Annotated in this window: 27 protein-coding genes, 1 tRNA gene and 1 riboswitch; of the genes, 20 read left to right on the top strand and 8 right to left on the bottom strand. The window is 54.5% G+C overall.

Features of this window, described 5'->3' with window-relative positions:
- The 4 genes from KV190_RS06240 to pdhA all read left to right on the top strand — a co-directional run bounded on the left by KV190_RS06240 (nt 1) and on the right by pdhA (nt 4,422).
- Nucleotides 1–1,107, top strand: a complete 1,107-nt coding sequence (locus KV190_RS06240) for an SUMF1/EgtB/PvdO family nonheme iron enzyme (protein WP_460195073.1) — start codon at nt 1–3, stop codon at nt 1,105–1,107.
- 168 nt (nt 1,108–1,275) lie between these two features.
- On the top strand, nt 1,276–1,692 hold the full coding sequence (locus KV190_RS06235; RefSeq protein ID WP_460195072.1) for a hypothetical protein: 417 nt from the start codon (nt 1,276–1,278) through the stop codon (nt 1,690–1,692).
- A 334-nt stretch (nt 1,693–2,026) separates the two neighbouring features.
- Complete coding sequence (locus KV190_RS06230) at nt 2,027–3,205, top strand: RNA-guided endonuclease InsQ/TnpB family protein (protein ID WP_460195071.1); 1,179 nt, start codon at nt 2,027–2,029, stop codon at nt 3,203–3,205.
- Nucleotides 3,206–3,393: 188 nt separating this feature from the next.
- Nucleotides 3,394–4,422 (top strand): pyruvate dehydrogenase (acetyl-transferring) E1 component subunit alpha, encoded by a 1,029-nt coding sequence (pdhA, locus tag KV190_RS06225; RefSeq protein ID WP_460195070.1) that lies wholly within the window; start codon nt 3,394–3,396, stop codon nt 4,420–4,422.
- A 30-nt stretch (nt 4,423–4,452) separates the two neighbouring features.
- On the opposite strand, the gene KV190_RS06220 is transcribed toward pdhA, so the two are convergent.
- Nucleotides 4,453–4,989, bottom strand: coding sequence for a phosphatase PAP2 family protein (locus KV190_RS06220; protein WP_460195069.1), 537 nt, complete (start codon nt 4,987–4,989; stop codon nt 4,453–4,455).
- 326 nt (nt 4,990–5,315) lie between these two features.
- Between KV190_RS06220 and KV190_RS06215 the strand changes: the two genes are divergently transcribed.
- Complete coding sequence (locus KV190_RS06215; RefSeq protein ID WP_460195068.1) at nt 5,316–5,885, top strand: VOC family protein; 570 nt, start codon at nt 5,316–5,318, stop codon at nt 5,883–5,885.
- Nucleotides 5,882–6,808 (top strand): N-acetylmuramic acid 6-phosphate etherase, encoded by a 927-nt coding sequence (murQ, locus tag KV190_RS06210; protein ID WP_460195067.1) that lies wholly within the window; start codon nt 5,882–5,884, stop codon nt 6,806–6,808. The genes KV190_RS06215 and murQ overlap by 4 nt, the downstream gene beginning before the upstream one ends.
- Here murQ and KV190_RS06205 read toward each other — a convergent pair.
- Nucleotides 6,805–7,101 (bottom strand): hypothetical protein, encoded by a 297-nt coding sequence (locus KV190_RS06205; RefSeq protein WP_460195066.1) that lies wholly within the window; start codon nt 7,099–7,101, stop codon nt 6,805–6,807. The two genes, murQ and KV190_RS06205, sit on opposite strands and share 4 nt — an antisense overlap.
- 150 nt (nt 7,102–7,251) lie before the next feature.
- Nucleotides 7,252–7,336: transfer RNA gene (locus KV190_RS06200), tRNA-Ser, on the bottom strand.
- A gap of 36 nt (nt 7,337–7,372) precedes the next feature.
- On the opposite strand from KV190_RS06200, the gene KV190_RS06195 reads away from it, so the two are divergent.
- Together KV190_RS06195 and cbiE are read left to right on the top strand one after the other, a co-directional pair.
- A complete protein-coding gene (locus KV190_RS06195) occupies nt 7,373–7,987 on the top strand; it encodes a cobalt-precorrin-8X methylmutase (protein ID WP_460195065.1) in 615 nt (204 codons plus the stop codon).
- On the top strand, nt 7,984–9,231 hold the full coding sequence (gene cbiE / locus KV190_RS06190) for a precorrin-6y C5,15-methyltransferase (decarboxylating) subunit CbiE (protein ID WP_460195064.1): 1,248 nt from the start codon (nt 7,984–7,986) through the stop codon (nt 9,229–9,231). The genes KV190_RS06195 and cbiE overlap by 4 nt, the downstream gene beginning before the upstream one ends.
- Here cbiE and KV190_RS06185 read toward each other — a convergent pair.
- Nucleotides 9,222–9,752 (bottom strand): pentapeptide repeat-containing protein, encoded by a 531-nt coding sequence (locus KV190_RS06185; RefSeq protein WP_149820681.1) that lies wholly within the window; start codon nt 9,750–9,752, stop codon nt 9,222–9,224. The genes cbiE and KV190_RS06185 overlap by 10 nt on opposite strands.
- Before the next feature lie 121 nt (nt 9,753–9,873).
- On the opposite strand from KV190_RS06185, the gene KV190_RS06180 reads away from it, so the two are divergent.
- From KV190_RS06180 to gifA, 6 genes are all read left to right on the top strand, one after another.
- Nucleotides 9,874–11,421, top strand: coding sequence for a SagB/ThcOx family dehydrogenase (locus KV190_RS06180; RefSeq protein WP_460195063.1), 1,548 nt, complete (start codon nt 9,874–9,876; stop codon nt 11,419–11,421).
- Nucleotides 11,418–11,864, top strand: a complete 447-nt coding sequence (locus KV190_RS06175; RefSeq protein ID WP_206199615.1) for an Rrf2 family transcriptional regulator — start codon at nt 11,418–11,420, stop codon at nt 11,862–11,864. The genes KV190_RS06180 and KV190_RS06175 overlap by 4 nt, the downstream gene beginning before the upstream one ends.
- Nucleotides 11,865–11,907: 43 nt before the next feature.
- A complete protein-coding gene (locus KV190_RS06170; RefSeq protein WP_460195062.1) occupies nt 11,908–12,312 on the top strand; it encodes an FHA domain-containing protein in 405 nt (134 codons plus the stop codon).
- Between the two features lie 118 nt (nt 12,313–12,430).
- Complete coding sequence (rplU, locus tag KV190_RS06165; RefSeq protein ID WP_149820672.1) at nt 12,431–12,766, top strand: 50S ribosomal protein L21; 336 nt, start codon at nt 12,431–12,433, stop codon at nt 12,764–12,766.
- A gap of 1 nt (nt 12,767) precedes the next feature.
- Entirely contained in the window at nt 12,768–13,031 is a 264-nt protein-coding gene (rpmA, locus tag KV190_RS06160) for a 50S ribosomal protein L27 (protein WP_297051500.1), read from the top strand.
- Nucleotides 13,032–13,205: 174 nt separating this feature from the next.
- Nucleotides 13,206–13,318, top strand: a riboswitch (Glutamine riboswitch).
- A gap of 39 nt (nt 13,319–13,357) precedes the next feature.
- A complete protein-coding gene (gene gifA, locus KV190_RS06155) occupies nt 13,358–13,801 on the top strand; it encodes a glutamine synthetase inactivation factor IF7A (RefSeq protein WP_460195061.1) in 444 nt (147 codons plus the stop codon).
- 93 nt (nt 13,802–13,894) lie between these two features.
- Here the strand turns inward: gifA and KV190_RS06150 are convergent, their stop codons facing one another.
- Nucleotides 13,895–15,229 carry an alkaline phosphatase PhoX gene (locus KV190_RS06150; RefSeq protein ID WP_460195060.1) on the bottom strand — a complete coding sequence of 445 codons (1,335 nt, stop codon included), beginning with the start codon at nt 15,227–15,229 and terminating at the stop codon, nt 13,895–13,897.
- A gap of 145 nt (nt 15,230–15,374) precedes the next feature.
- Between KV190_RS06150 and KV190_RS06145 the strand changes: the two genes are divergently transcribed.
- From KV190_RS06145 to KV190_RS06135, 3 genes are all read left to right on the top strand, one after another.
- Nucleotides 15,375–15,635 carry a chromosome partitioning protein ParB gene (locus KV190_RS06145; protein WP_460195059.1) on the top strand — a complete coding sequence of 87 codons (261 nt, stop codon included), beginning with the start codon at nt 15,375–15,377 and terminating at the stop codon, nt 15,633–15,635.
- Nucleotides 15,636–15,698: 63 nt separating this feature from the next.
- Nucleotides 15,699–16,871, top strand: coding sequence for an ABC transporter ATP-binding protein (locus KV190_RS06140; protein WP_460195058.1), 1,173 nt, complete (start codon nt 15,699–15,701; stop codon nt 16,869–16,871).
- Complete coding sequence (locus KV190_RS06135) at nt 16,868–17,449, top strand: helix-turn-helix domain-containing protein (protein WP_460195057.1); 582 nt, start codon at nt 16,868–16,870, stop codon at nt 17,447–17,449. The genes KV190_RS06140 and KV190_RS06135 overlap by 4 nt, the downstream gene beginning before the upstream one ends.
- On the opposite strand, the gene KV190_RS06130 is transcribed toward KV190_RS06135, so the two are convergent.
- Both KV190_RS06130 and KV190_RS06125 read right to left on the bottom strand, forming a co-directional pair.
- On the bottom strand, nt 17,331–17,738 hold the full coding sequence (locus KV190_RS06130; RefSeq protein WP_460195055.1) for a (2Fe-2S) ferredoxin domain-containing protein: 408 nt from the start codon (nt 17,736–17,738) through the stop codon (nt 17,331–17,333). The two genes, KV190_RS06135 and KV190_RS06130, sit on opposite strands and share 119 nt — an antisense overlap.
- A 12-nt stretch (nt 17,739–17,750) precedes the next feature.
- Complete coding sequence (locus tag KV190_RS06125; protein WP_460195054.1) at nt 17,751–18,542, bottom strand: peptidase; 792 nt, start codon at nt 18,540–18,542, stop codon at nt 17,751–17,753.
- A gap of 138 nt (nt 18,543–18,680) precedes the next feature.
- Here KV190_RS06125 and KV190_RS06120 point away from each other — a divergent pair, with 138 nt between their 5' ends.
- Genes KV190_RS06120 through KV190_RS06110 form a run of 3 tightly spaced genes read left to right on the top strand, consistent with a single transcriptional unit; the run spans nt 18,681 to nt 21,098 of the window.
- Nucleotides 18,681–20,294, top strand: a complete 1,614-nt coding sequence (locus tag KV190_RS06120; RefSeq protein ID WP_460195053.1) for a cation:proton antiporter — start codon at nt 18,681–18,683, stop codon at nt 20,292–20,294.
- Nucleotides 20,291–20,722: a fluoride efflux transporter CrcB gene (gene crcB / locus KV190_RS06115; RefSeq protein WP_460195052.1), complete on the top strand. Its 432-nt coding sequence runs from the start codon at nt 20,291–20,293 to the stop codon at nt 20,720–20,722. The genes KV190_RS06120 and crcB overlap by 4 nt, the downstream gene beginning before the upstream one ends.
- On the top strand, nt 20,709–21,098 hold the full coding sequence (locus KV190_RS06110; RefSeq protein ID WP_460195051.1) for a fluoride efflux transporter FluC: 390 nt from the start codon (nt 20,709–20,711) through the stop codon (nt 21,096–21,098). The genes crcB and KV190_RS06110 overlap by 14 nt, the downstream gene beginning before the upstream one ends.
- Here the strand turns inward: KV190_RS06110 and acnB are convergent.
- Entirely contained in the window at nt 21,095–23,701 is a 2,607-nt protein-coding gene (gene acnB / locus KV190_RS06105; protein ID WP_460195050.1) for a bifunctional aconitate hydratase 2/2-methylisocitrate dehydratase, read from the bottom strand. The two genes, KV190_RS06110 and acnB, sit on opposite strands and share 4 nt — an antisense overlap.
- Nucleotides 23,702–23,779: the final 78 nt, after the last annotated feature.

The raw sequence follows: 23,779 nt of genomic DNA, 5'->3' as shown, positions 1-23,779 counted from the left end.
GTGCCTTTTAATCCCTTTGATCGGGGAGCTTTTTGGCAAGCCTTTCAGAACCAGCGGCAATTTACACTCCAAGTCGTGGCTGAGTTGAGCGAGGCCGTCCTTTGTGCTCAGCCCCATCCCCTCTATAGTCCCGTGGGATGGCATTTGGGACACATTGGCTACACAGAAGCTTTTTGGCTCTTGCCGGAATCCTCAGGGGTTAGCGATCGCGATCGCTATTGGTATGCCGCCGATGGCCGACCCAAGGTGGAACGACAATACTTACCACCGCGCAATGAATTACTCGACTACCTCGCAGGGATTCGCCAACGCACGGGCGATCGCCTCTACAGCCTTAGCGACGAGCAGTGGCAACGGGAACTCCGTCTCTGGTGGTGGATTTTGCAGCATGAAGCCCAACATAGTGAAACGATGCAAATGGTGTTGGCGATGCAGGGGATTTTCACCACGTTACCCCCTAACCTATCGCTGCCACAGGATCACCAACGGATTCCCGCTGGGGGGTATGTCATTGGCAGTGAAGACCTCTTAGCCCTTGATAACGAGCAGCCAGTCCAGAGTGTAGAGCTGCTTCCTTTTACGATTGATGCGGCACCGCTGACGTGGCGGGAATTTCTTGCCTTTGTTGAAGCAGGTGGCTATCAGCGGCGGGAATGGTGGTCCAGCAGTGGTTGGGAATGGCGAGCAGCAGAGGAAATTACCTCACCGTTTTACCCGATTCCTGAGAACCTAGACTTACCGATGTGGGGACTCAGTTTCTACGAAGCGGAAGCCTACGGCCATTTCCAAGGCAAACGTCTCCCCAGTGAACGGGAATGGGAAATTGCTGCTCAGCAGGGACTCTTGAATCAGGGCTACGTTTGGGAGTGGACTCAGAGTCCCTTTGCCCCCTATCCGGGGTTCCAGAGCTATCCCTACCGGGGGTATTCTGCGCCCTACTTTGATGGCGAGCATTTTGTCCTTAAGGGCGGTAGTCACTGGACGCGCCCCATTCTCAAGCGACCCTCATTTCGCAATTGGTATAGCCGCACCACCCGTGAGGTGTTTGCCGGGGCACGCTACGTTCACCAAGAAACACTCCCTACACCAAGGGACACTGATGCCTAAATTTGAACATGTTTAGCCTGCCCTCTCCGATCCTCGCGTCAGCAGGTGGTGTGAGCTTCATGTTTTGTGCTGAGGTTCTCATCCATCCTGTGATCGCCTTCACTGGGATTCTTCCTAGGCTCCGCCAAGATTGAATCATCAACCCTTCTCTGGAGCGTGAGCCACATCATGAAACGCTTATCTCTTTCCACCTTGCTACTGCTCACTGGGACACTCGCCCAAACTAGCGGAGCTTTGGCTCTACCCACAGCAACGCTGCAAGGCCGTATCTTTTTTGGCGATCAAATGGGTAATGTTGCACCTGCGGCCTGCTCAGCCATCGAAGTCGTCGCTAAACCCCAGAATTTACCCCCAATTAAGGTATCCGCTGTGGGTCCTAGTGTTGGTGCGAAGGATGGGCAATGTACCTTCAAGATGACTAATGTTCCAGCAGGTGTGCCCATTGAATTGAAGGCAGTGTACGGCGATTTGCTTTCCTATCCTGAAAAGACCTATCCAAGCCCCGCTGGCAATTGGCAGAATCCTTTTGCTTTGCGTCCGGGACAGGTGAATGTCAAGTACATCGAAATTGATGGTAAACCCTAATCAGTTCAGCAAACATCCCTCCTCAGTGAAGAAAGTTTGAAAAGCGGCGCTAAACCATCCGAGGGGTACCCTGAACTTTCTACCAAAATTCGCCGCAGTGCTCTGCCTATACCGCAAAGCAGTTAGGTGGTGGTGTAGGCCGTAGGCCGTGCGAAGCGGTGATAGGCAACCAGAGGGAGCAGTCACTCAATCTCAGCTTGTTGCTGGATAGATTGAGCTAGCCCAAAAATCGGGTGCGACTAATAGCTATAATCCACTCATGATCACCCTGACGTACGAGTACAAACTCAAACTAACCTAGCAGCAGGCCAAGCAGATCGACCACGATCTAGAAGTGTGTCGCCGAGTTTGGAATGATGCGCTGAGGGAGCGCAAAGACTGGATTGCTTCGCGCAAATGTCCAGTCAATGCCTGCTCTGTGCGTAGCGAGTACATTATCCCAGCGGATGCCCCCTATCCCAACTTCAACGTGCAGTGCCAACGATTGACTCAAGCAAGGCAGACCAACCCTGATTTAGTGTCAGTTAACGCCCAAGCAGTGCAGCAAGTCTTGAAGCGGCTAGATCAAGCGTTTGAGCGGCGGCAGAAGTTGGGAGCCGGGTTTCCACGGTTCAAGAAACCTGGCCAGATGCGGTCATACGTTTTCCCCCAGCTCGGCAAGCAACCATTGGCACCCGGACGAGTCAAGTTACCGAGTCTGGGCTGGGTGGCTATTCGTCAGTCTCGGCCTTACCCAGAGGGGTTTACCGCTAAGCAAGCGAGGGTGCTCAAACGCGCCTCTGGCTATTACCTGCTGCTGACGTTTCAGGCTGATATTGCCATCCCAGAGCCTTCATTAGGGGGTCATGTGGTTGGCGTCGATGTTGGCTTGGAATACTTTCTCTCCACCTCGGATGGGCTTCAACTAGAGCGGCCTAGGTTTTTCGTAGAGATGCAACGCAAGCTTCAATTGCTGCAACGCAGACTGAAGCGAAAACAGATTGGGTCAGCCAACTGGAAGAAGGTTCAACGGAAGGTGGCGAAGCTGCATGAACAGATTGCCCGCACCCGCAGGGACTTTCACTTCAAGGTTGCCCACCAGCTTTGCGACGGGGCTGATGTGATTGTGGTTGAGGATTTGAATCTGATTGGCCTCAGTCGTGGGACTCTGGGCAAGCACATGCTAGATGCGGGTCATGGGCAATTCCTGAACTCGGTGTTGCCTTGGGTGGCCTGCAAGCGTGGCAAGGCGGTTGTCAAGGAGAAAGCAGCGGGCACCTCTCAAGAGTGTCCTGACTGTGGTGAGGCAGTCCGCAAAATGCTATCAACCCGTTGGCATGAGTGTCCCTGCGGATGTTCTTTGCCACGAGATATTGCCGCTGCATTGGTACTGCGAAATCGGTTCTTAGGCCGTGGGGCGCACGGTCTTGAAAATGCCCCTGGAGAGGTTCTGGCGGGGGTGTCCTTCGGGGCATCTAGTCAAGACTCTGTGAACGGGGAATCTCCTGCTATACGCCTAGCGTTAGCGGGATGAGCGTCAAGGGACTTTTTAGCAAACCAGCAGGGGGCAGGAATACTCATTTACTTTGATTAGCAAAGGCTGGCATCCCCTTGTCACTCCCATATTTAAGAAAAGGGCTGTAATTTGAGTACAATAGTGTGATGCCAGCGGCGGCTTGCCCTGTTGGTACGGCGTTTACCCTAGGTTGATCACTGCCTGCTATGGTTCAAGAGCGTAGTCTGCCCTCTTTGTCCATTCCCCAAACCACGATTACCCGTGAGCAGGGGTTAATGCTCTATGAAGATATGGTACTGGGGCGCACCTTTGAAGATAAGTGTGCTGAAATGTACTACCGAGGGCGGATGTTTGGCTTTGTCCACCTCTATAACGGTCAAGAGGCTGTCTCTACAGGCGTGATCAAAGCCATGCGTCCCGATGATTACGTGTGCAGTACCTATCGCGATCACGTGCATGCCCTGAGTGCCGGGGTTCCTGCCCGTGAAGTGATGGCGGAACTCTTTGGCAAGGCAACGGGGTGTAGTAAAGGCCGGGGCGGCTCAATGCACCTTTTTTCTGCCAAGCATAATCTCTTGGGGGGCTTTGCCTTTGTCGCTGAGGGGATTCCAGTGGCAACGGGGGCAGCCTTTCAGACGATGTACCGCCGTCAGGTGATGGGGGATGCCAAGGCCGATCAGGTCACCGCTTGCTTCTTTGGCGATGGTGCCAGCAATAATGGCCAGTTCTTTGAGTGCTTGAATATGGCGGCACTCTGGAAATTACCCATTTTGTTCGTCGTGGAAAATAACAAGTGGGCGATCGGCATGGCCCATGAGCGTGCCAGTTCGGAAACAGAAATCTACAAGAAAGCCAAGGTCTTTGGCATGGTGGGTGAAGAAGTCGATGGCATGGATGTGCTGGCGGTGCGTACCGTGGCTGAGGCAGCGATCGCCCGAGCCCGTGCCGGTGAAGGCCCCACCCTGATTGAAGCTTTGACCTACCGTTTCCGGGGGCACTCCCTTGCGGATCCCGATGAACTGCGCTCCAAAGAAGAGAAAGAATTTTGGCTAAAGCGCGATCCGATCAAAAAGCTGGGTGCCTACCTCGTGGAACAAGAACTGGCCACTAGCGAAGACCTGCGTGCCATTGAGCAAAAAGTACAGGCGGTTGTTGATGATGCGGTCACCTTTGCTGAGGAAAGTCCTGAGCCTAAGCCCGAAGAACTCTACGACTACATCTTTGCAGACGAATAGGCTAGCCGCTCCCAGCAAAGAATCAAAGACCTAGGAGCGTTCGAGGTATCGCACCGTCACTGAGTAAATGGCATAGCCAACACAGTAGCCTGCTAGCACATCACTCACCCAGTGGGCACCCACATAGACAGAGCTAATGCCCATCAGAATCATCAGGGCGATCGCGACTCCATAGCTCAATCCTCTCAAGGTTGGCCGCTTCGTAGAGAGGAAATAGCTCCAGAGGAAGTACAGTAAAAGATTCCCTGCTGCATGGCCACTGGGAAAACTATGCCCGCTCAGGTGCAATACCAGTGGATTATCGGGTCGAGCAACATTAAAGAACGGTTTGAGCACCCGATCAATGAGAATCAGGATGAACAGCGTCGAGAACGCGATCGCCTTCATCTCCCGCCAGCGGCGATATTTCCCTAAAACCACGAGGGAAATAAACACTAAACTGCCAGCAACGGGGGCATTGCCCGAAAAATAGGACAACTTTGCAACAGGAGCAAACTCAGGCGGTAAAACGGTTCGGACAATCTCGGACAAACCAATATCCCACTGTTGGCCAAGTCCACTGAACACTAGGAAACAAATGCCTAAGAAGCAGCAACAAACGCAAATAAGTCCAACTTGGAATGTTGCAGAGGGTTGGGGTGTTGTCTTTTGGTAAATACTGGTCTGGCGAAATGCGCTGAGGGGCATAGCTCACAACAACAGTTCTAGAGGAAACTCGTGTTTAAGAGAACATTATTTACAGATTAAGGGATTATAACCTAGCCCCCCACCCCTACAGCCGATTCCAGTCTCAGCAACGTCAAGAATATATTTTTATCAATGAATAAACCATTGCTGGGTCTGTTGACTACGATAGTCTCTAGAATGAAAGGAACGTTCCTTAGAACATTGGCATGTTGTTGACTCCTCCTTTGTTTGCTTGGTTGGATGGTCTCTGGGATGGGGTATTCTCCACCCAAGGGATCATGATCATGCTGCTGATGGGCTACGCAGGGGCGATGTGGCTCTTTTTGTCCAGTGCCCCCAAGGTCTATACGATCATGGTCTCGGATCTAGAGCACGCGCGGCAGTTCTATGAGCAGGAGTTGCATTTGCCGATCGCCGATGTGCCGCTGCACTACTACTACAACTATGAGCAAACCCTTGGCGTCGCTTCGATGGATCCGCTCTATGTGCCCTCGGCCTTGAGCTACAGCAGCCCCAAGCGCCCCAGCCCCAGTGATGGTCTGTGGTACCAACTTAAGAAAAATACCCAACTACATGTGATTAGTGGTGCTAGCAAGGGGGAACGCAATCGTCAGCGCCATGTCTGCTTTGACCGTGAGTGCCTCGAACTCCTGTTGCTGCGGATTCAACGGCGGCAGTTGCGCTACAAAATGCGGAGCGATCGCCCCCTCAATTTCCTTGTCAAGGACTACGATGGCACCGTGATTGAAATGGCAGAAATTTCGGCGCGGCCATGACAGATCTCCAAGAACTCCCTAGTCGTGGTCATCTGTTGACGGAGCAGATCCATCCCGCCAGCCAAAATCTCGATCAGCTCACCCCCTTGGAACTGGTTGATCTTTTTAATCAGGAAGATGCCCAAACGCTGCGGGCGATCGCCCAAGCCCGCGAGGCCTTAGCCCAAACCATTACCGCCACAGCAGCCCGCCTCCGCCAAGGGGGACGACTCTTTTATGTTGGTGCCGGCACCAGTGGTCGCTTGGGGGTTTTGGATGCTGCGGAATGTCCACCCACCTTTTGTACGCCCCCCCATTGGGTTCAAGGCATTCTCGCTGGCGGTGACGCCGCCCTTGTGCGCAGTTCCGAAGGCCTTGAGGATCGCTACGAAGATGGCGCCGCTGTGGTGCGCGATCGCCAGATTACGGCTCAAGATGTGGTGATTGGTATTACCGCCGGCGGAACCACTCCCTACGTTCATGGCGCCCTCGATGCAGCGCAAGCAGTCGGGGCACTTACGGTCTTTATGGCCTGCGTTCCTTCGGATCAGGTACAGCGGGCTGCCGACATTGACATTCGCCTACTGGTAGGGCCTGAACTTCTTGCTGGATCGACCCGTTTGAAGGCCGGTACCGCCACAAAAATGGCACTGAATATCATTTCCACGGGGGTGATGGTGCAGTTGGGCAAGGTGTATGGCAACCGCATGGTGGATGTGGCCGTCACCAATCGTAAGCTCCTAGATCGTGCCCTGCGGATTCTCACGGATCTCACGGGGATTGATCGCGCAGCGGCAGCAGATCTCCTCGAACGCAGTGGCTACCAAGTGAAACGTGCCCTGCTGATGCACTGGACAGGACTGGATGCCCTTGCCGCTCAAGCCCTTCTCGATCAACACAATGGCCAACTGCACGCGGCCAAACGTGCTGCCCTGAACCCCTAAATGCCCACTTTGAAGCCAAGACCGCGATTATTGCGGGGTTCCTCAAACTGCCTGTACACCTTTGGATCGGGGCGAGTAGGCACAGGGGAAATCTCTAGGCTGTTTTCAATCTCTGCCATATTGCTTGCAGGTTGGACGGCATTGGGGGTTGCCGCAGGATCGGGGGCCGATTGCAGTGCCGATCGCAAGTCGGGACTCACTTGAATCGTGCCAATGGCAGCGGAATCAGCAAAGGCAGGGACAGCAGTCAGCGTGCTGGCAATGAGCATCAAAGGGATTGAGGAGAAACGCATAGTAAAGAATCCTCAAGGGGGTTAGAAATGAAGCACCTAAGAACCCCTAACTGCGTTGGGAGTATTCTCTATGTTCTCTATTCTAGGGCAGCCACCTCTCCCTTGGTTGCAGCAAAGGATACCCCCTGTAGTGGCAAGATAACAATAGGACGGAGAGAGAGGGATTCGAACCCTCGGTGAGTTGCCCCACACAGCATTTCCAGTGCTGCGCCTTCGACCACTCGGCCATCTCTCCTAGTTTAAGCAGTTCTACTATCCTATCAGAAGTCCTGTGTCTCTGCTGCATCCAATTGCCCAAGCCAGTTTTGCCATCATCGATCGCGAGATCGGCGCTCACCATTTTGATGCCCCAAGCTATGCGATTTTGCGACGGATTATCCATAGCACGGCGGATTTTGAGTTTAAGAACCTCCTAGAGATTTCGCCGGGGGCGATCACCCACATCACACAAGCCCTGCGCTCAGGTGTGCCGATTATTACCGATGTGGCCATGGTCAGTGTCGGCATTCAAACCATGGTCAGCCGTACCTTCCAGAATCCGATTATTACCGCCCTCGACGATGGCAGCCACACCGCCCCCGGTCAAACCCGCAGCGAAGCAGGGATGATCCGCGCGTGGCAACAGTGGCCCTATGGCCTGTTTGTGGTTGGGAATGCGCCAACGGCACTCCTTGCCCTGTGCGATCGCCTGCAACAAACCCGTGTGCCGCCAGCGGGCGTCATTGGTGTCCCCGTTGGCTTTGTCAATGTCGTGGAGTCAAAAGCGGCTCTTGCCCAACTGCCCGTGCCCCAAATTCGGGTTGCCGGTCGCAAGGGGGGATCGCCGGTGGCGGCAGCAATTGTGAATGCCCTGCTGGAGTTGGCCGATAGCGAGGAGTCAGCGTGACCCCGATTCATGTGGTCGGCATTGGCCTAGAGGGGCTGGCAGGGTTGGGGGAAACAGTTCAGGGCATGATTCGCACAGCGACGCTCTTGGTGGGGAGCGATCGCCATCTTCAGTTGATTCCCCACGGAGACGCCCCCCGCTTGTCTCTACGAGACTTTCATGCCACCCTCAAGGCGATTCAAACCCACTTGGCAACAACCCCCGACCCCCAAGTGGTAATCCTCACCAGTGGTGATCCCCTGTTTTACGGGCTGGGACGCTGGCTTCTTGAAGTCTTTACTCCCGATCAGTTGACGTTTCATCCCCACCTCAGTGCGGTGCAATTGGCCTTTAGTCGGCTCAAGCTCCCTTGGCAGGACGCCGTGATCTACAGTGCCCATGGTCGCGATTTAGCTGGGTTGGTGCCGCTGTTGCAGCGGGGGGTGGAGAAAATTGCCATCTATACCGATGGCGAGGCCAATATTGCTGCCATTAGCCGCTTATACCAAGCATTGCACCTGCCTGTGTCCTATCGGGCGTGGGTGTGTCAGGCTCTAGGTAGCGAAGAGGAAGCCATTCTGCCGTGGGACTTGGCCCAACCAGTAACGGAACTGCCGCCAGTACATCCCTTGAATTTGGTAGTGCTCCTGCGTCAACCCCAGCGCCTGCCCCCTCGGGAACAGCCCGTTCTTGGCTTAGGGGATGATCAATTTTTTACCTTTGGCGATCGCCCCAGCTTGATGACGAAGCGGGAAGTGCGGGTACTGGCTCTAGCGGAACTTGCCCTCACCAGCACTGTTGAAACCGTTTGGGATGTGGGTGCTGGCACCGGCAGTGTCGCCGTGGAAATCGCCCGCCTTGCCCCCCAAGCCACCATTTACGCGATCGAGAAAACAGCTATTGGCTTTCAATTGATTGAGCGCAACCGCAAGGCCTTTGGTTTGACCAACCTCATCCCAATCCAAGGGGCAGCCCCCCAGAGCCTCAGTGACTTGCCGCAACCAGATCGCGTGTTTATTGGCGGCAGTGGTGCCCAGTTACTGGCCAATCTTGACTATTGCTGGTCGCACTTGCAAGCGGGCGGCCGGGTGGTGCTGGCGATCGCCACTCTCGAACACCAAGGCCAAGTTCTCCACTGGTGTCAGACCCAGCAAATCAGCCCACAAGTGCTCCACGTGCAACTCAGCCGCTCCGTTCCCTTGGGTCAAGGCCACCGCCTCCATCCCCTTAATCCAGTTACCCTAATCACCCTGAGTCAGGGGTAAAAATAGCCATCGGGATAAACTGTGGTGCGATCGCACACCGCAGCCGATAGATCAACACCCGTTGCCCGAAAAAAATTACACCGCTGTACCTGTGCTGCCGTTAAATCTGCCTGCTCTAAATTGGCCTGTTGCAGATTTGCCCCTTGGAGATTCGCTTGTCGCAAATTGGCATAGCGCAGATCCGCCCCCTGAAGATTCGCACCTTGCAGGTTTGCCCGTTCTAAATTGGCCGACCGTAGATTGGTGCGGACAAGGTTGGCTCCTTCGAGATCCGCTGCCGCAAGATTTGCTTGATACAACTGAGCATCCCCCAATTCACTGTGGCGTAGATTAGTGGCAGTCGCTTGAATTCGATTCAACTGGCAATAGGGCAGATAGGCATTCTCCAGATCACTGTCACTAAAATCGGCATCGCTGAGATTGGTGTCAAAAAGGCTCAGACCCGTCAGATCGCTGCCCCGAAAATCCCGTTCCCCCGCTGCATAGGCTGCCAATAGTTCCTCATTGCTGAATTTGGCCATAATGGTATAGAGAGCGTTGTACCGTGACTAAGTATTTCTACCTAAACCTTTTTGACTGTAGGGGGATTTATTGAAGAAGTTCAGTTTATTTAATGGTTTCTTAACTTGGTGAGGCACCACAATGGGGTTTCAACCGCTTTCCTTGGCACAGCATTACCACGAACGCACCAAGTACGCCCCTGAGACCTTAGCCCAACAGGCAGCACCGCTGGATTTTAGTCGTCAGCCCAGTCCCTTCAAAACCTATCCTTTTGGTCAGTCTTTCTCCCTCAAGCCCTTTTTAGAACCTGAGCAGGGGGCAGCCCACCCCCACTGGCAGCGACTCTCGCGGTTGTTGTACTGTACCTATGGCATTACTGGGGTGGTTCCCTATCCCGATCAGCCCTTTTATATGCGGGCAGCACCCTCTGCCGGGGGGCTATATCCAGCGGAAATCTATCTCCTCACTCGCAACGACACCGCCATTCCCGCTGGCATTTACAACTACCAAGTGAAAGACCATGCCCTTGTGCAGGTGTGGCAAAGCTATTCTTGGTCAGCCCTACAGGCCGCTTGTCTTTGGCATCCCGCGCTAGAAAGGACGCACATTGCCCTGATCGTGACAGCCGTTTTTTATCGTTCCGCTTGGCGTTATGGCGATCGCGCCTATCGCCGTATTTGCCTCGACATTGGGCACCTCTTAGGGAATGTGGAACTGGCCGCCAATATCAATGACTTTCGCGCTCACTTCATTGGTGGTTTTGTGGATGCCCAAATGAATGAACTGCTTTACCTTGATCCAGAACAAGAGGGGGTGTTGGCGGTGGTTGCCCTTGCCAATTTACTCGAAGTGGGTGAAAACTTGTCCACGTTCCCCGCGGTGTTGGCCTCTGCCACCTGCTATGACTATGGGGCGATCGCCAGTGGCGAGCTACTGAAGGCTTATCATCGTGCCAGTGCCCTCACCAATAGTGACATTATCTACGGCATGGCCAAAGTCGAGGAGACCACTGATCCCAACCTCAGTGCCCAAGAGCCGACTGACCCCCCCGCTAGTAAGTACAACTTCCCCTTTGGGCTGCGCGTCAGTCTCAGCAAAACCATCATTCACTGGGAAACCAATCTAGCCGCTCTCCAGCAAACCATTCTCCAGCGGCGCTCGACTCGTCAGTACAGTGGCCAAGGGATTGAGGTGGATCAACTGGCTGCCCTGCTCACCTTTGCCTACCATCCTCAGGACTACCGCGATCAAGGCCTAGACGAAGCCCCCAGTTTCTTTGACCCGACACTGGTGGAAACCTTTATTGCCGTGACGCGGGTCAGGGATCTGGAAGAGGGGTGCTACTACTATGCTGTGGCCGAGCATGAGTTACGCCAGATTCGCTTCAAGAACTTTCAGGAACAGTTGCATTTCCTCTGTCTCAATCAAGACCTCGGTCGCGATGCCGCAGTGGTGATTTTCCATACCGCCAATCTGGAGCGGGCGATCGCTCGCTATGGAGAACGGGCTTATCGCTATCTCCACATGGATGCTGGCCACCTCGGACAGCGGATCAATTTGGCGGCCACCGCTTTGGGGCTAGGGGTGAGTGGCATCGGCGGTTTCTTTGATGATCAGGTCAACGATCTGTTGGGTATTCCCCCGCAAGAAGCGGTTCTGTACATTACCACCGTTGGCAAAGCAGCGTGACCCTCACCACCCGTGGCCACTACAGTATTAAGGCTCTATTGGACTTGAGTTTGTTACCCAACTATGGGCCTGCCTCCGTGCGCGCCATTGCTGAGCGGCAAAAGATTCCTGCCCCCTATCTGGAAAAACTCTTGATTGAATTGCGGCGGGCTGGCTTGGTGCGATCGCTGCGAGGTGTTTATGGCGGCTATCAACTGGCCCGTCCCCCAGCCGCTATTTCCCTGCGGGATATCCTTACTGCCGTTGGTGAATCGCCGACCCCCCTGTTTTTGCACCCCCCTCAACCGGAAGATGGCACAGCGGATTGGGTGACCTTGAGTCTCTGGCAGCGACTCCACCAAAAACTTCAGGATGCCTTGGCCAGTATCTCCCTTGAGGATTTATACTTTGATGCCCGCAGTTGGCAAGCGGCTCAAGGGGATGGGGCAACATTTGTCATCTAGGCGATCTAGGCTAAGGTCATCCCGTTAAGAGGGGAGACCAAGGATGCCAGCACCAACCTACCCCAAAGCATGGCTGATCATTCGCGAACGTGGTTTGCCGAAACGGGAAGTCATTCTCAGTCCCGATCGCCAGTGGACGATTGGTCGCCAACTCGATTGCAGTATTCTCCTCAAAGATACCTACGTCTCGCGGGTGCATGCCGTCATCAACGCCTTTCTCTTTAAGGGGCAGCCCCTCTATTTCATTAGTGATTACCACAGCCGCAATGGCACGTTCCTCAATGGCCTGCCAATTCAGCACAGTACCCTCCTGCACCATGAAGATGTCATTGGTGTTGGGACTACCTTGATCGTTTTCTATTATCCCGACATGTTTAAGGACATCTCCCTCGATGAGCGCCCCGAACTGAGCAAATGTTCAACCGGCAGTCTGCCTTGGGTTGGCTAGGGGTTTGACAGCCACAGGGGATAAATTTTATGATGGAAAATTGTTGAGTTTGCACGGAACAGGTTTTCCAAGAGGCACGCATCCCCTCACCTGCACGGCAAGGAGTTTTTTAGTTTCTATGGCATACGCAATCATTGAGACTGGTGGCAAGCAACTGCGCGTTGAAGCCGGGCGCTTTTACGATGTGGAGCGGCTCCCCGTCGAGCCAGAGGGCACAATTGATCTAGAACGGGTGTTGCTGGTGCAAACCGATAGCCAAGTCCACGTGGGTCAACCCTACGTTAGTGGTGCGGTTGTCTCGGGTACGGTGATGGAGCATCGTCGCGGCCCCAAGGTGATTGTCTATAAAATGCGTCCGAAAAAGAAAACTCGCAAAAAACAAGGCCATCGCCAAGAACTGACCCGCATTATGATCAACGAGATTCGTCTCAACGGTGAATCCCTAGGAGGTTAACATGGCACACAAGAAAGGAACAGGTAGTACCCGCAACGGTCGTGACTCCAATGCCCAACGTCTAGGTGTCAAGCGCTTTGGCGGTGAAGTGGTCAAGGCCGGTCACATTCTTGTGCGGCAGCGGGGTACGAAGTTTCACCCCGGCGTCAATGTCGGTCGTGGCAGTGACGATACTCTTTTTGCAACGATCGCCGGTGTGGTCACCTTTGAGCGCTATGGCAAAAACCGCAAGCGCGTGAGTGTCTATCCCCTAGCCGAGGGCTAAAACCACTCCTCAATAAACGTTCAAAAATCATCTAATTGGGTCAATCCTCTGGGTTGGCCTTTTTTGTTGTCTTAGCCCATGACATCCCTAGGGGAGTAGTGACCTGAGTATTGTAAATTTCTATGAACGGCTTGCTTTAAGGTCGAGAAATTGTTAAATTAGATACAGAAATGAATCGTTCATCTCTCGCAGGACATCAGTAAACGCTTTTCAGACCGAGTTTAATTGTCAGCGTTGTACCTTCGCGAGGGACGGAAGTAGGGAAACAGATCCCGAAGGAACGCGCCTCAACCAGTCCACCTTGTAATAAAAATGGGGCGAAAACTATGACTACTCTTACTTATCGCGGCGTTCAATACAACTACGTTCCTCCAGCGATCAACACCCAAGCAACGGATGTCGTGGCCAAGTATCGCGGTAGCACCTATCGTGTGGCTGCTGCAACGAATCCACCAGAAGAATCCTTAAAAATCATGACCTATCGTGGCGTCAAGTATCAAAAAGGTAAACAGCCCGCTGGTGTTCCCGCTGCTCGCTTGGCCGATAACGTGGCCTCTGTGCCCATGACAGCAACGGTTAACGAAATGGCTCGCTCCTTGGCGATCGCACATCATGTGATGATTAAAAGCCGTGAACAAACCCTCCTTGCCCGGGTGGCAGAAGCGATCGGCATGCCGGTGACGGCAGCCCATTACTGGAACCAAATTCAAGGGAAAGTGAACCCCGTCTTTGGTGCCACCTACGATCGCTCCCATGTGGCGCTGAGCTAAGGCAGCAATGACACTGGGTTGAACTGTTGAGTTGAGTCAGTAGGAAAATAACGAGGGAGTCAGGTCATCCTTGGCTCCCTTTTGCTTTGGGCATTAGCCCCGCCGATCCCACGGCCCCCAAATGGCAAAGGTCATCCCCGGATGGTAGAGATTGACAAACATGGTTTGGCCGTCGGGTGAGAAGCAAACCCCCGCCAGTTCTTGATCATTGAGGGCATTGCGAGCAAAGGTGTATAGCTCTCCTTGGGGGGTGATACCAATCAGGCGATTAATGGCATCGTCGCCATCTTCGCAGCAAATCAGGTCTCCCCAAGGGGCCATCGTCAAGTTATCGGGATAGTCAAGAACCTCTTTGCCGGGGGACTCGACAAACAGCTCAATCGTGCCACCATCTGCTGCGGTGCGACCGGGGCGGTATCGCCAGATTTGGCCTAGCCGCTTTTCACCACCACTGGTGGCTGCAAAGTAAAATTCGCCATTGTGGTAGCAAAGGCCTTCGCCGCGTACAAATTGGGCGGCCCCTTTGTCGTAGCCCTCATAACGCACGGTGTCGAGGGGCGGGTCAGGCTGCGTGATATTCACCCATTCCACCTCGAAGGGCTTGCGTAGGGGAAAGTCTTGACCAGTGTTGATTTTCGGGTAGCGTTTGATTTTCAGGGCTTGGAGTTGGCCGCCAGCGGCAAGGTTGGTGGGTTCCTTGGGAATAAAGCGATAAAAGAGACTATCGCCGCGATCCTCGGTTTGATAGACGATATTCGTTTTCGGATCAATGGCGATCGCCTCATGTTGAAAGCGCCCCATCGCCTTGAGGGGAACGGGCGTCACGGGTCCTTGAGCACTGATCGGTACTTCAAAGTTGTAGCCGTGGCGTTTTTGTACCGGGCCTCGGTTGGCGGGATGTTCGGGCGTGGAAATCGTTTCTTCGCAGCTAATCCAACTGCCCCAAAGGGTTTTGCCGCCACCACAATTGCGCGAGGTGCCCGCCAAAGAAACGTAATGCTTGAGGAGTTGCCGATCTTTGCTCACCACGAGTGTAGTGGTGCCGCCGGGGGCAATGGGGTCATACATCCGGTCCTTGGGAGCCACCACCCCCTGAAAGGCACGGGGTAGCCCCGGATACATCTCATGGTTGCGTACAAGGATGGTCGTGCCATCGGGGCCGGGGAAGGCGGCCATGCCATCATGGAGTGTCGGGACGGGGGTACCATCACTCAGGCGATCGCCCAGCTTCGAGAACACCCGATATTGAAAGCCTGCCGGTAAATCCAACAGGCCATTGGGATCCTTGACCAAAGGACCAAATCCGCGTGTGGTCAGCGGTTCACCTTGGGCTGCCCGTTGATAGAGAAGCTGTAATCCTTGAGGAAAAAGTGCTGCCCCCATACCAGCGGCGGCAAGGGTGAGGAAGCGACGACGTTGCAAACCCATAAAAAACCTATGTAAACTCCACAACTAACGGCTAAAAGCCGACCCCTATTGTCTTACTGCAAAGTTAGGCAGTTATTCAAGGCAGTTTTGTTGCCGATTGGGGATTGCCTGCTAAAATAAAGTCATAATGAGTTCGGATAAGTCCATGCGAGTTATTGATTTGCCCCTCAATGCGATTCGTCGTCCCCTGATTCGGCAAACGGATCCTGCCAAAGTCGCAGCGTTGATGGCCTCCATTGCGGAAATTGGCCAGCAGGAACCCATTGATGTCCTTGAGGTTGAAGGGCAATACTATGGCTTTTCGGGATGCCACCGCTACGAAGCCTGTCAACGCCTCGGACTGCCAACGATTCGGGCACGAGTCCGCCGTGCGCCCCGTTCGGTACTGCATCTGCACCTTGCCTAGGCATCTTGTCAGATTCGCCTCAGTGTGGGATTCTAGCCAATTAGTCCCTCTAGGATAGCGATCGTGACCGGTGTACGCCTTGAACAACTGACCAAGGTCTATCGCGACCCCCAGCGCGGGCATGATGTCACGGTGCTGCAAGGGATTGATCTGAGGGTCGGTGCGGGCGAGTTTTTGGTGCTGGTGGGGCCTTCGGGGTGTGGCAAGAGTACCCTGCTGCGGCTGATTGCGGGTTTGGATGAACCAACCACGGGCACCATTTGGGTGGGCGATCGCGTCGTCAATGGCTTACCGCCCAAAGCGCGGGACATTGCCATGGTCTTTCAAAGCTATGCCCTCTATCCCCATCTCACAGTCTATGACAACTTGGCCTTTGGGCTGCGCCGCAACTCGCAAATGAATGGCCTGTTACCCGCCCCCATTGAGGCCACTTTAACGCGCTGGACGCGATCGCTCCCCAAGGGGATGCAACTGTCTTTTCCCCGCGAACGCATGATTCACCAGCGGGTGATGCAGATTGCGGAGATGCTGCAAATTGGTCACTTGCTCTATCGCTATCCCAAACAACTGTCGGGTGGTCAGAAGCAGCGGGTGGCCCTCGGACGAGCCATGGCACGCAATCCCCAAGTCTTTTTGATGGATGAACCCCTTTCTAACCTAGATGCCAAGCTGCGCACCGAAACCCGCACACAAATTGTCCAACTTCAGCAGCAATTGGGCATCACAACCATTTATGTGACCCATGATCAAACGGAAGCGATGACCATGGGCGATCGCATTGTGGTGCTGCACCAAGGTCAAATCCAGCAAATTGCCACCCCCCTCGACCTGTATCAACGCCCTGCCAATCGCTTTGTCGCCGAGTTTATTGGCTCACCACCGATGAACTTTTTAGCCGTGACCCTCAACCAAGGGAAGATTCAGTACCACAATTGGCAGATGTCCCTGAGCCAGCCCTTACCCTCGGTATCCAAAGCATGGTTGGGGATTCGTCCTGAGCATTTCGTGCTGGCAACGGCTGATGCAGAGAATACGCTGCCCGTTGAAGTGGATCTGGTGGAAGCCCTTGGCCATGAAACGGGGCTAGCCGTTCACCTCACTGCGACAGGAGAAACGTTGCGGGTGCGCTTGCCCGGGCAACAGCCGATTCAGCGGGGCGATCGCCTGTATGTGCGCCCTGATCCGCAGCATCTTCACTTTTTTGATCAGAACACGGGGCAGCGCCTAGAACCATGAGCCAGCGTCTGCAAGCCCGCCTTGCGATGGCCGGCATTACCCGCAAGAGTCAACTGCGTCGTAAAGGATTTACCCGACAGCAAGCCAATGCCATTTGGTCTGGCGACCTACACCGACTGCGCCTAGAAACCCTCGAACACCTTGCCCAAGTTCTGGGGCTGACTCCCTTGGAGTTGTTTCAGTCGCTCTATGGCGAATTGGCTGCTGAGGCGGCGCTCCAACACCAAGCCCTTCAGATTCTGGAGCCGTTTCTGCGTTTCTGGCCCACTGCCGCCTATGCCGCTAGCCAAAACCCCACCGCACCCGCCCAGCGGATTTTGCCCCTTGTGAAGCCCGTGTTTCAACTCCTAGAGCAGTGGGGGATTCGGTTGATTGGTGAGGTGGGGACGTGTGTTCCCTTTGATCCGCACCAGCACCAGAGCGATCGCGTGCCCCTAGAGGAAGGGACCCCTGTGCGCATTACCCATGCGGGCTATTGGTGGGGCGATCGCCTACTCTTTCGGGCAGTGGTGACGCCAGTAGATACTCTTGGACAATCTGCCCCCTCAGCACATGCTCCTGAATCACCCGCTCAATAACGGCTGGCGTTGCCGAGTGATACCAGACGCCATCGGGATAGACCACTAAAATCGGCCCCTGTTGGCACACCCGTAGGCAATTGGCCTTTGTGCGAAAAATACAGCCCTCTGGGCGCGGTTGATCCAAACCCAATTCCTTGAGGCGTTTTTTCAAATACTCCCATGCTTCTAAACCCACTGCCTTGTCACAGCACAGGGGTTTGGTTTGATCGGCACACAGGAATAGATGCCGCTGAATGTGATCAATGCCGAGAGCTGCTACTTGCTGCGCTAACGAAAGAGATGTCATAGTTGGCTTTTTCTACTCTCCAACAAGGGTTTCCGGTGTTGGTAGCACCATTGAGGAAGTGGGGGAGGGTTGACGCCGATTCCATTCAATGTCGGGCATTTCCTCAAAAGCTCGCCGCAGGGAGGCCTCCCAGAACTGCCGCACCTTTACCAAAAAAGGATCACCCAAGACAAATTCGGCGCGGTGACAGATCTCAAAGCTATCGGTGCGGTACATGATCAGGTCAAGGGGGGGGCCAACGGAGATATTGGATTTCATTGTTGAATCAAGGGAAAGCAGCGCATACTTTGCCGCCGCATCTACCGGCGTATCGAAGCGCAACGTGCGGTCTAAAATTGGCTTGCCATATTTTGTTTCACCAATCTGGAGAAAGGGAGTTTCGGGGGTCGCTTGCAGAAAGTTGCCCTGACTGTAGATGAGGTAGAGGTAGGGTTCCTCGCCGCGAATCTGCCCCCCCACCAGAAATGTGCATTGGTAGTCAATGTTATCTTTGGCCAACCAAGGGCGATGACTATCGGTGACCTCCCGCAGCTTACTACCGACATAGCGGGCTACCTCGTACATATTCGGCAACGAGTTGAGACTGTGCTCCAACTGACCCTTGAGATCACGGCGAATGAGTGTGAGGACTTCCTGAGTAATTGAAAGGTTACCAGCGGTACAAATGACAATCACCCGCTCCCCCGGCACCGAAAAATCAAAGAGTTTTTGATAGGTGGAGATATAGTCCACCCCCGCATTGGTGCGAGAGTCTGCCGCCATCACCAGACCCGACGTGGTGAGGATTCCCAAGCAATATGTCATCTTGCCTATGCTCCGCCAATAACCAAGCACTATAGAGCATATAAGGGATTTGCAGCGATCGCTAGGGACGCCAAGGATTGGAAATCGACCTGATGATCCGATAGGGTAGGGTTCGGTGTCACAGTGAGGTTTGCAGCAATGTCAGCCATTCTAGAAACCCTTGCCCTCATTCTCCTGCTGGGATTCTTTGCGGGTCAGTTGGCACGGCGACTGGGGGCACCCGCCTTGATCGGTATGATTCTCGTGGGGATTGTCCTTGGGCCTGCGGCCTTGAATCTGTTGCAAACCGATGTCCTAACGGCAGCCCCCACCTTTCGGGCTGTTGCAGTAATGGTGATTTTGATGAAGGCGGGACTAGGCTTGGATCGCCAGAAGTTGGCACAACAGGGCACGGTGGCGCTACGCCTCGGTGTATTACCCGCACTGTGTGAAATGGTCGTTGTGGCCGGGGTGGCCATGCTGCTACTGGGATTTGATTTGCGCCAAGGGCTATTGTTGGGGGCGATTGTGGCACCAGAGTCCCCGGCGGTCATTGTGCCGGGCATGCTACGGCTAAAAAGTTTGGGCTGGGGCGTGGATAAAGGCATTAGTGATGCGATTCTGTCGGGCAGTGCCATTTCCGATGTGGTGGTGCTGCTGCTTTTTAGTCTGCTGATGGGGTCTGAGCATGAGGGAGGATTCCTAGGGGCTTTACCGCCCGCCTTGGGGGTGAGTGTGCAGGCACTCCTTGAAATTGGTGGTGGCTTGATCGTGGGTTATGGCTTGGCATGGGCGCTGGTCTTTTTGTTGGTCAAGCAAAACTGGAGTCAAAATCGGGTACAAACAACGCTTGTGGCAGCAGCAGTGGCCTTAGGGGCGGTGGGCTTGGCCGATCGCCTGCCCTTGTTTTCCGGCTACCTTGCGGTGATGAGTGCAGGGTTCTTCTTGATTGAGATGGATGCGCCCCTAGCGCGGCAATTGCGGGGGGGGTTTGATGTGCTGTGGCAGGTGGCAGAGATTTTTCTCTTTGTGCTGTTGGGAGCTAGTGTCCAGTTGGGGGTGTTGCAAAGTTCCCTCGGTGTGGGTTTGGTGATTTTAGCGGTGGGTACCTTGATTGGGCGCGGCATCGGTTGGTATCTTTCCACCCTTGGCAGTAATTGGACCCTCTCAGAACGTCTCTTTTTGCTGCCGGGGAATTCCGCAAAGGCAACGGTGCAAGCGGCGATTGGTGCTTTGCCCTTATCCGCTGGGGTGGCGGGGGGTGAAACGATGCTGGCGATCGCGGTCCTCTCGATCCTGATTACGGCTCCCTTGGGGGCATGGGCGATTCCCACGTTTGCGCCAAAACTCCTGCAAAAGGGCGAGGTGGATCCCACCAAAGTCCTGCTGCAACCACGGGTTGTTCTCTTAGCACCAGTGGATGTTTCGAGTGTCACCCCCTATGTTCTCCAAAAGACGGCGGAATTAGCACGGCGTGCCGATGCGGAAGTGATTGTGCTCCATGTGCAGGACGTACCCGACCCCAAGGCAGTGGCCACACTCGAAGGTCAAATTAAGCAGTACCTCGCCGACATTCGCTATCGTTTCATTGTGACCGCTGGCCCGATTACCGAAGCCATTTTGGATACCGCTGCCCTGTACAACGTGACGGAAATCATTCTTGGCAAACATGGTCAAAAGGGTCTCAAGCGTGTCCTCATGGGGTCTGTGTGTCAGAGTATTCTTGAGACCTCAACTCGACCCGTGTTGATTGTGGAGGAGCCACGCTCGTGATCTCGATTCATCCTCGGTTGCGCCCTGCGTTGGCCGTTAGTCTTGGAGCCATCCCCGGTGCCTTGAGTCGCTTCTTACTGGAGGCCTATTTGGAACCCTATCTTGCCGGTAATGTGCCCTTTGCGACGTTGATCGTGAATGTCACTGGCTGTTTTTTGCTGGGGGTGATTGCTCCCCTTGCCTTTGCCCGCACGTTTGTACTGCACCCCGATTTGCGCTTGCTATTGACAACGGGATTTATTGGTTCCTACACAACCTTTTCATCCTACGAGTTGGATAACGACAAGCTCTTGGGGATCAGAGATGCGGCAGTCGAGGGTTTTTACTGGCTCGGCAGTACGGGGTTGGGATTGCTGGCCTTGGAGTTGGGCAGCCGCCTCATGCTGCGGGGGTTAGCCTATTGGGAGAAGTGGGATGATCTCACCTGAAGGACTGTTGGCGATCGCCATTGGGGCTGTGCCCGGCGCTTTGACACGCTACTACGTCGGTTTATGGAGCGATCGCCGCTTTGGCACCCTCGTCTTCGGTACTCTGAGCGTGAATCTCATGGGTGCCTTTCTTATGGGCTTTTTGAGCCATGTTTTAGCGCGTTGGGGGGCACCGCTGTGGCTCAGCTATGGCATCACCATCGGTTTTTTGGGATCTTTGACCACCTTTTCCACATTTACCCTCGAGGTATCGAACCTGCGCCGTGAAGGCTACCCCCGCATTGCGTGGCTGTATTGGCTGAGTACGCCCATTCTCGGGTTTTTGTTTGTGGAAGCGGGTATTGCTTTCTCCCATTGGGTTGAGATCAACGGCTAGCCGCCAATACTGGCTAGTAGCTTCGCTTCCTCTTCTTTGGAAATGAGGCGGCCTTGGTTTTCGTAGTCGGGAATTTGGTCAAAGTAGAGGTAGCGATAGAGATCCGCTGCAAAGGGATCAATTTTCCGCGTCACAATCTCTAGGTACTCTTCGCGGGTGGGAATGCGCCCCAGTAGGGCACAGACTGCTGCTAGCTCTGCAGAACCGAGATAGACCCGTGCCCCTTTGCCCATGCGGTTATTAAAGTTCCGTGTGGAAGTGGAGAAAACTGTGGTGTTATCAGCAACGCGGGCTTGGTTGCCCATGCACAGGGAGCAGCCCGGCATCTCCATGCGTGCCCCAGCAGCGGCAAAAATACCGTAGTAGCCCTCTTCGCGCAACTGCTGCTCATCCATACGGGTGGGGGGTGCAATCCAGAGGCGAACCTTCACCGCTCCCTCCCCTTCCAGCACCTTGGCAGCGGCACGGTAGTGGCCAATATTAGTCATACAGGAGCCAATAAAGACCTCCTGCACCGGATCGCCAGCACATTCTGAGAGGGTTTTGATGTTGTCGGGGTCATTGGGGGCAGCCACAAGGGGTTCCTTGATCTGATCGAGATCGACCTCAATCACATCGGCATACTCGGCATCCGCATCCGCAGAGAGAAGACTGGGATTGGCCAGCCATGCCTCCATCTTTTTCACCCGCCGCAGAATTGTACGCGCATCGCCATAGCCCCGAGCCACCATGTTTTTCAGGAGAGCTACATTCGATCGCAGGTATGTTGCCACCGTTTCTTCACTCAGTTTAATCGTGCACCCTGCTGCCGATCGCTCCGCTGTGGCATCGGTCAGTTCAAAGGCCTGCTCCAGTTGCAAGTCCGGCAGCCCCTCCATTTCCATGATCCGTCCGGAGAAAACATTCTTTTTATTCTCCTTGGCAACGGTGAGCTTACCCTGTTGAATGGCCACGTAGGGAATAGCATTGACAATGTCCCGCAGCGTCACCCCCGGCCGCAACGAACCTTTGAAGCGCACGAGCACCGACTCCGGCATATCCAAAGGCATCACCCCCAAGGCCGCTGCAAAGGCGACCAAACCAGAACCTGCTGGAAACGAAATGCCCAAGGGAAAACGGGTATGGGAATCGCCCCCCGTGCCCACGGTATCGGGCAGCAGCATGCGGTTGAGCCAAGAGTGAATAATGCCATCCCCTGGTCGCAGTGAGACGCCCCCTCGCGAGGTAATAAAGTCCGGCAGTTCTTTGTGGGTTTTGATGTCAACGGGCTTGGGATAGGCCGCCGTATGGCAGAAACTTTGCAATACCAAATCCGCACCAAAGCCAAGGCAGGCCAGCTCCTTGAGTTCATCGCGGGTCATTGGGCCTGTCGTATCCTGCGAGCCAACTGTTGTCATCACGGGTTCACAGTAAGTGCCGGGGCGGACGCCGGGGAGACCACAGGCTTTACCAACAATCTTTTGCGCCAAGGTATAGCCCTTACTGCTCTCGACGGGGGGCTTGGGACGAGTAAAGAGGGGACTGGGTTCTAGGCCAAGGGCAGCTCGCGCTTTGTCGGTGAGGGTACGGCCAATGAGAAGGGGAATGCGACCCCCCGCCCGCACTTCATCCAAGAGGGTATCGGGCTTGAGCGTAAAGCGACTAATCACCTCTCCCGCTTCATTGGTGATTTCGCCTCGGTAGGGGTAGATCGTGATCACATCCCCCATATTCATTTGGGTGACGTCGCACTCAATGGGCAGCGCACCAGAGTCCTCCATGGTGTTGAAAAAAATGGGCGCAATTTTGCCACCGAGACAGACGCCCCCTGTGCGCTTATTGGGGACGTAGGGAATGTCGCGACCAATGTGCCAAATCACAGAGTTGGTGGCGGACTTGCGGGAGGAACCAGTGCCGACAACATCACCGACATAGGCAAGGGGGTAGCCCTTTTGCTTGAGTTCGGCAATGATTTGCAGTGCCCCCGGCAAACGGCTTTCCAGCATCACCGTGGCGTGCAGCGGAATATCGGGGCGAGTAGTGGCATGGGGGGCAGGGGAAAGATCATCGGTGTTGGTTTCACCCGCCACTTTGAAGACAGTGACGGTAATCGCTTCTGGAAGGGGTTCACGGCAGGTAAACCAGTCCCCATTAGCCCAAGACTCCATCACTTGACGGGCGTAGGTGTTCCCTTGGTGCATCAGGTCTTGGACATCGTGAAAGGCATCATAGACCAAGAGGGTATGGCTGAGGGCAGTGGCCGCCGCACGGGCAAGTTCTGGGTTTTCATGACGCAGCAGCTCAATGAGGGATTGAACGTTGTAGCCCCCCAGCATTGTTCCTAGGAGTTCCACCGCTGCAACGGGGGTGATGAGGGGACTGGTGAGTTCTCCCTTGGCGATCGCTGTCAAAAAGCCCGCTTTAATGTAGGCCGCTTCATCCACACCGGGGGGCACACGATCGCGAATCAGGTGCAGTAGGTATTCCTCCTCTCCCGCTGGGGGGTGTTGCAGTAGATCACAGACCGCCGAGGTTTCTGCCGCCGTCAGGGGCAAGGGGGGGATTCCCAAGGCAGCACGTTCTTGGGTTTGCTGACGGTATTGGCTGAGTACGGTTGTGTCCACGCTGTTTTGACCTCAATTCACAAACACAGAGGATGTTAGGGAAAGCCGTTTTATGTCCAGATCTAAATTTTAGAGTAC

The sequence above is a fragment of the Thermosynechococcus sp. FA-CM-4201 genome, assembly GCF_054689355.1.
Note: the sequence above shows the minus strand (reverse complement) of the source record. Positions and strands in the feature narration are given on the sequence as shown.

Coding starts and splice junctions, on each gene's coding strand:
- KV190_RS06235 (WP_460195072.1), top strand. CDS start 1,276: ATGAAACGCTTATCTCTTTCCACCTTGCTACTGCTCACTGGGACACTC.
- pdhA (WP_460195070.1), top strand. CDS start 3,394: ATGGTTCAAGAGCGTAGTCTGCCCTCTTTGTCCATTCCCCAAACCACG.
- KV190_RS06215 (WP_460195068.1), top strand. CDS start 5,316: ATGTTGTTGACTCCTCCTTTGTTTGCTTGGTTGGATGGTCTCTGGGAT.
- murQ (WP_460195067.1), top strand. CDS start 5,882: ATGACAGATCTCCAAGAACTCCCTAGTCGTGGTCATCTGTTGACGGAG.
- KV190_RS06205 (WP_460195066.1), bottom strand. CDS start 7,101: ATGCGTTTCTCCTCAATCCCTTTGATGCTCATTGCCAGCACGCTGACT.
- KV190_RS06185 (WP_149820681.1), bottom strand. CDS start 9,752: ATGGCCAAATTCAGCAATGAGGAACTATTGGCAGCCTATGCAGCGGGG.
- KV190_RS06180 (WP_460195063.1), top strand. CDS start 9,874: ATGGGGTTTCAACCGCTTTCCTTGGCACAGCATTACCACGAACGCACC.
- KV190_RS06170 (WP_460195062.1), top strand. CDS start 11,908: ATGCCAGCACCAACCTACCCCAAAGCATGGCTGATCATTCGCGAACGT.
- rplU (WP_149820672.1), top strand. CDS start 12,431: ATGGCATACGCAATCATTGAGACTGGTGGCAAGCAACTGCGCGTTGAA.
- rpmA (WP_297051500.1), top strand. CDS start 12,768: ATGGCACACAAGAAAGGAACAGGTAGTACCCGCAACGGTCGTGACTCC.
- gifA (WP_460195061.1), top strand. CDS start 13,358: ATGACTACTCTTACTTATCGCGGCGTTCAATACAACTACGTTCCTCCA.
- KV190_RS06150 (WP_460195060.1), bottom strand. CDS start 15,229: ATGGGTTTGCAACGTCGTCGCTTCCTCACCCTTGCCGCCGCTGGTATG.
- KV190_RS06145 (WP_460195059.1), top strand. CDS start 15,375: ATGCGAGTTATTGATTTGCCCCTCAATGCGATTCGTCGTCCCCTGATT.
- KV190_RS06135 (WP_460195057.1), top strand. CDS start 16,868: ATGAGCCAGCGTCTGCAAGCCCGCCTTGCGATGGCCGGCATTACCCGC.
- KV190_RS06130 (WP_460195055.1), bottom strand. CDS start 17,738: ATGACATCTCTTTCGTTAGCGCAGCAAGTAGCAGCTCTCGGCATTGAT.
- KV190_RS06125 (WP_460195054.1), bottom strand. CDS start 18,542: ATGACATATTGCTTGGGAATCCTCACCACGTCGGGTCTGGTGATGGCG.
- KV190_RS06120 (WP_460195053.1), top strand. CDS start 18,681: ATGTCAGCCATTCTAGAAACCCTTGCCCTCATTCTCCTGCTGGGATTC.
- KV190_RS06110 (WP_460195051.1), top strand. CDS start 20,709: ATGATCTCACCTGAAGGACTGTTGGCGATCGCCATTGGGGCTGTGCCC.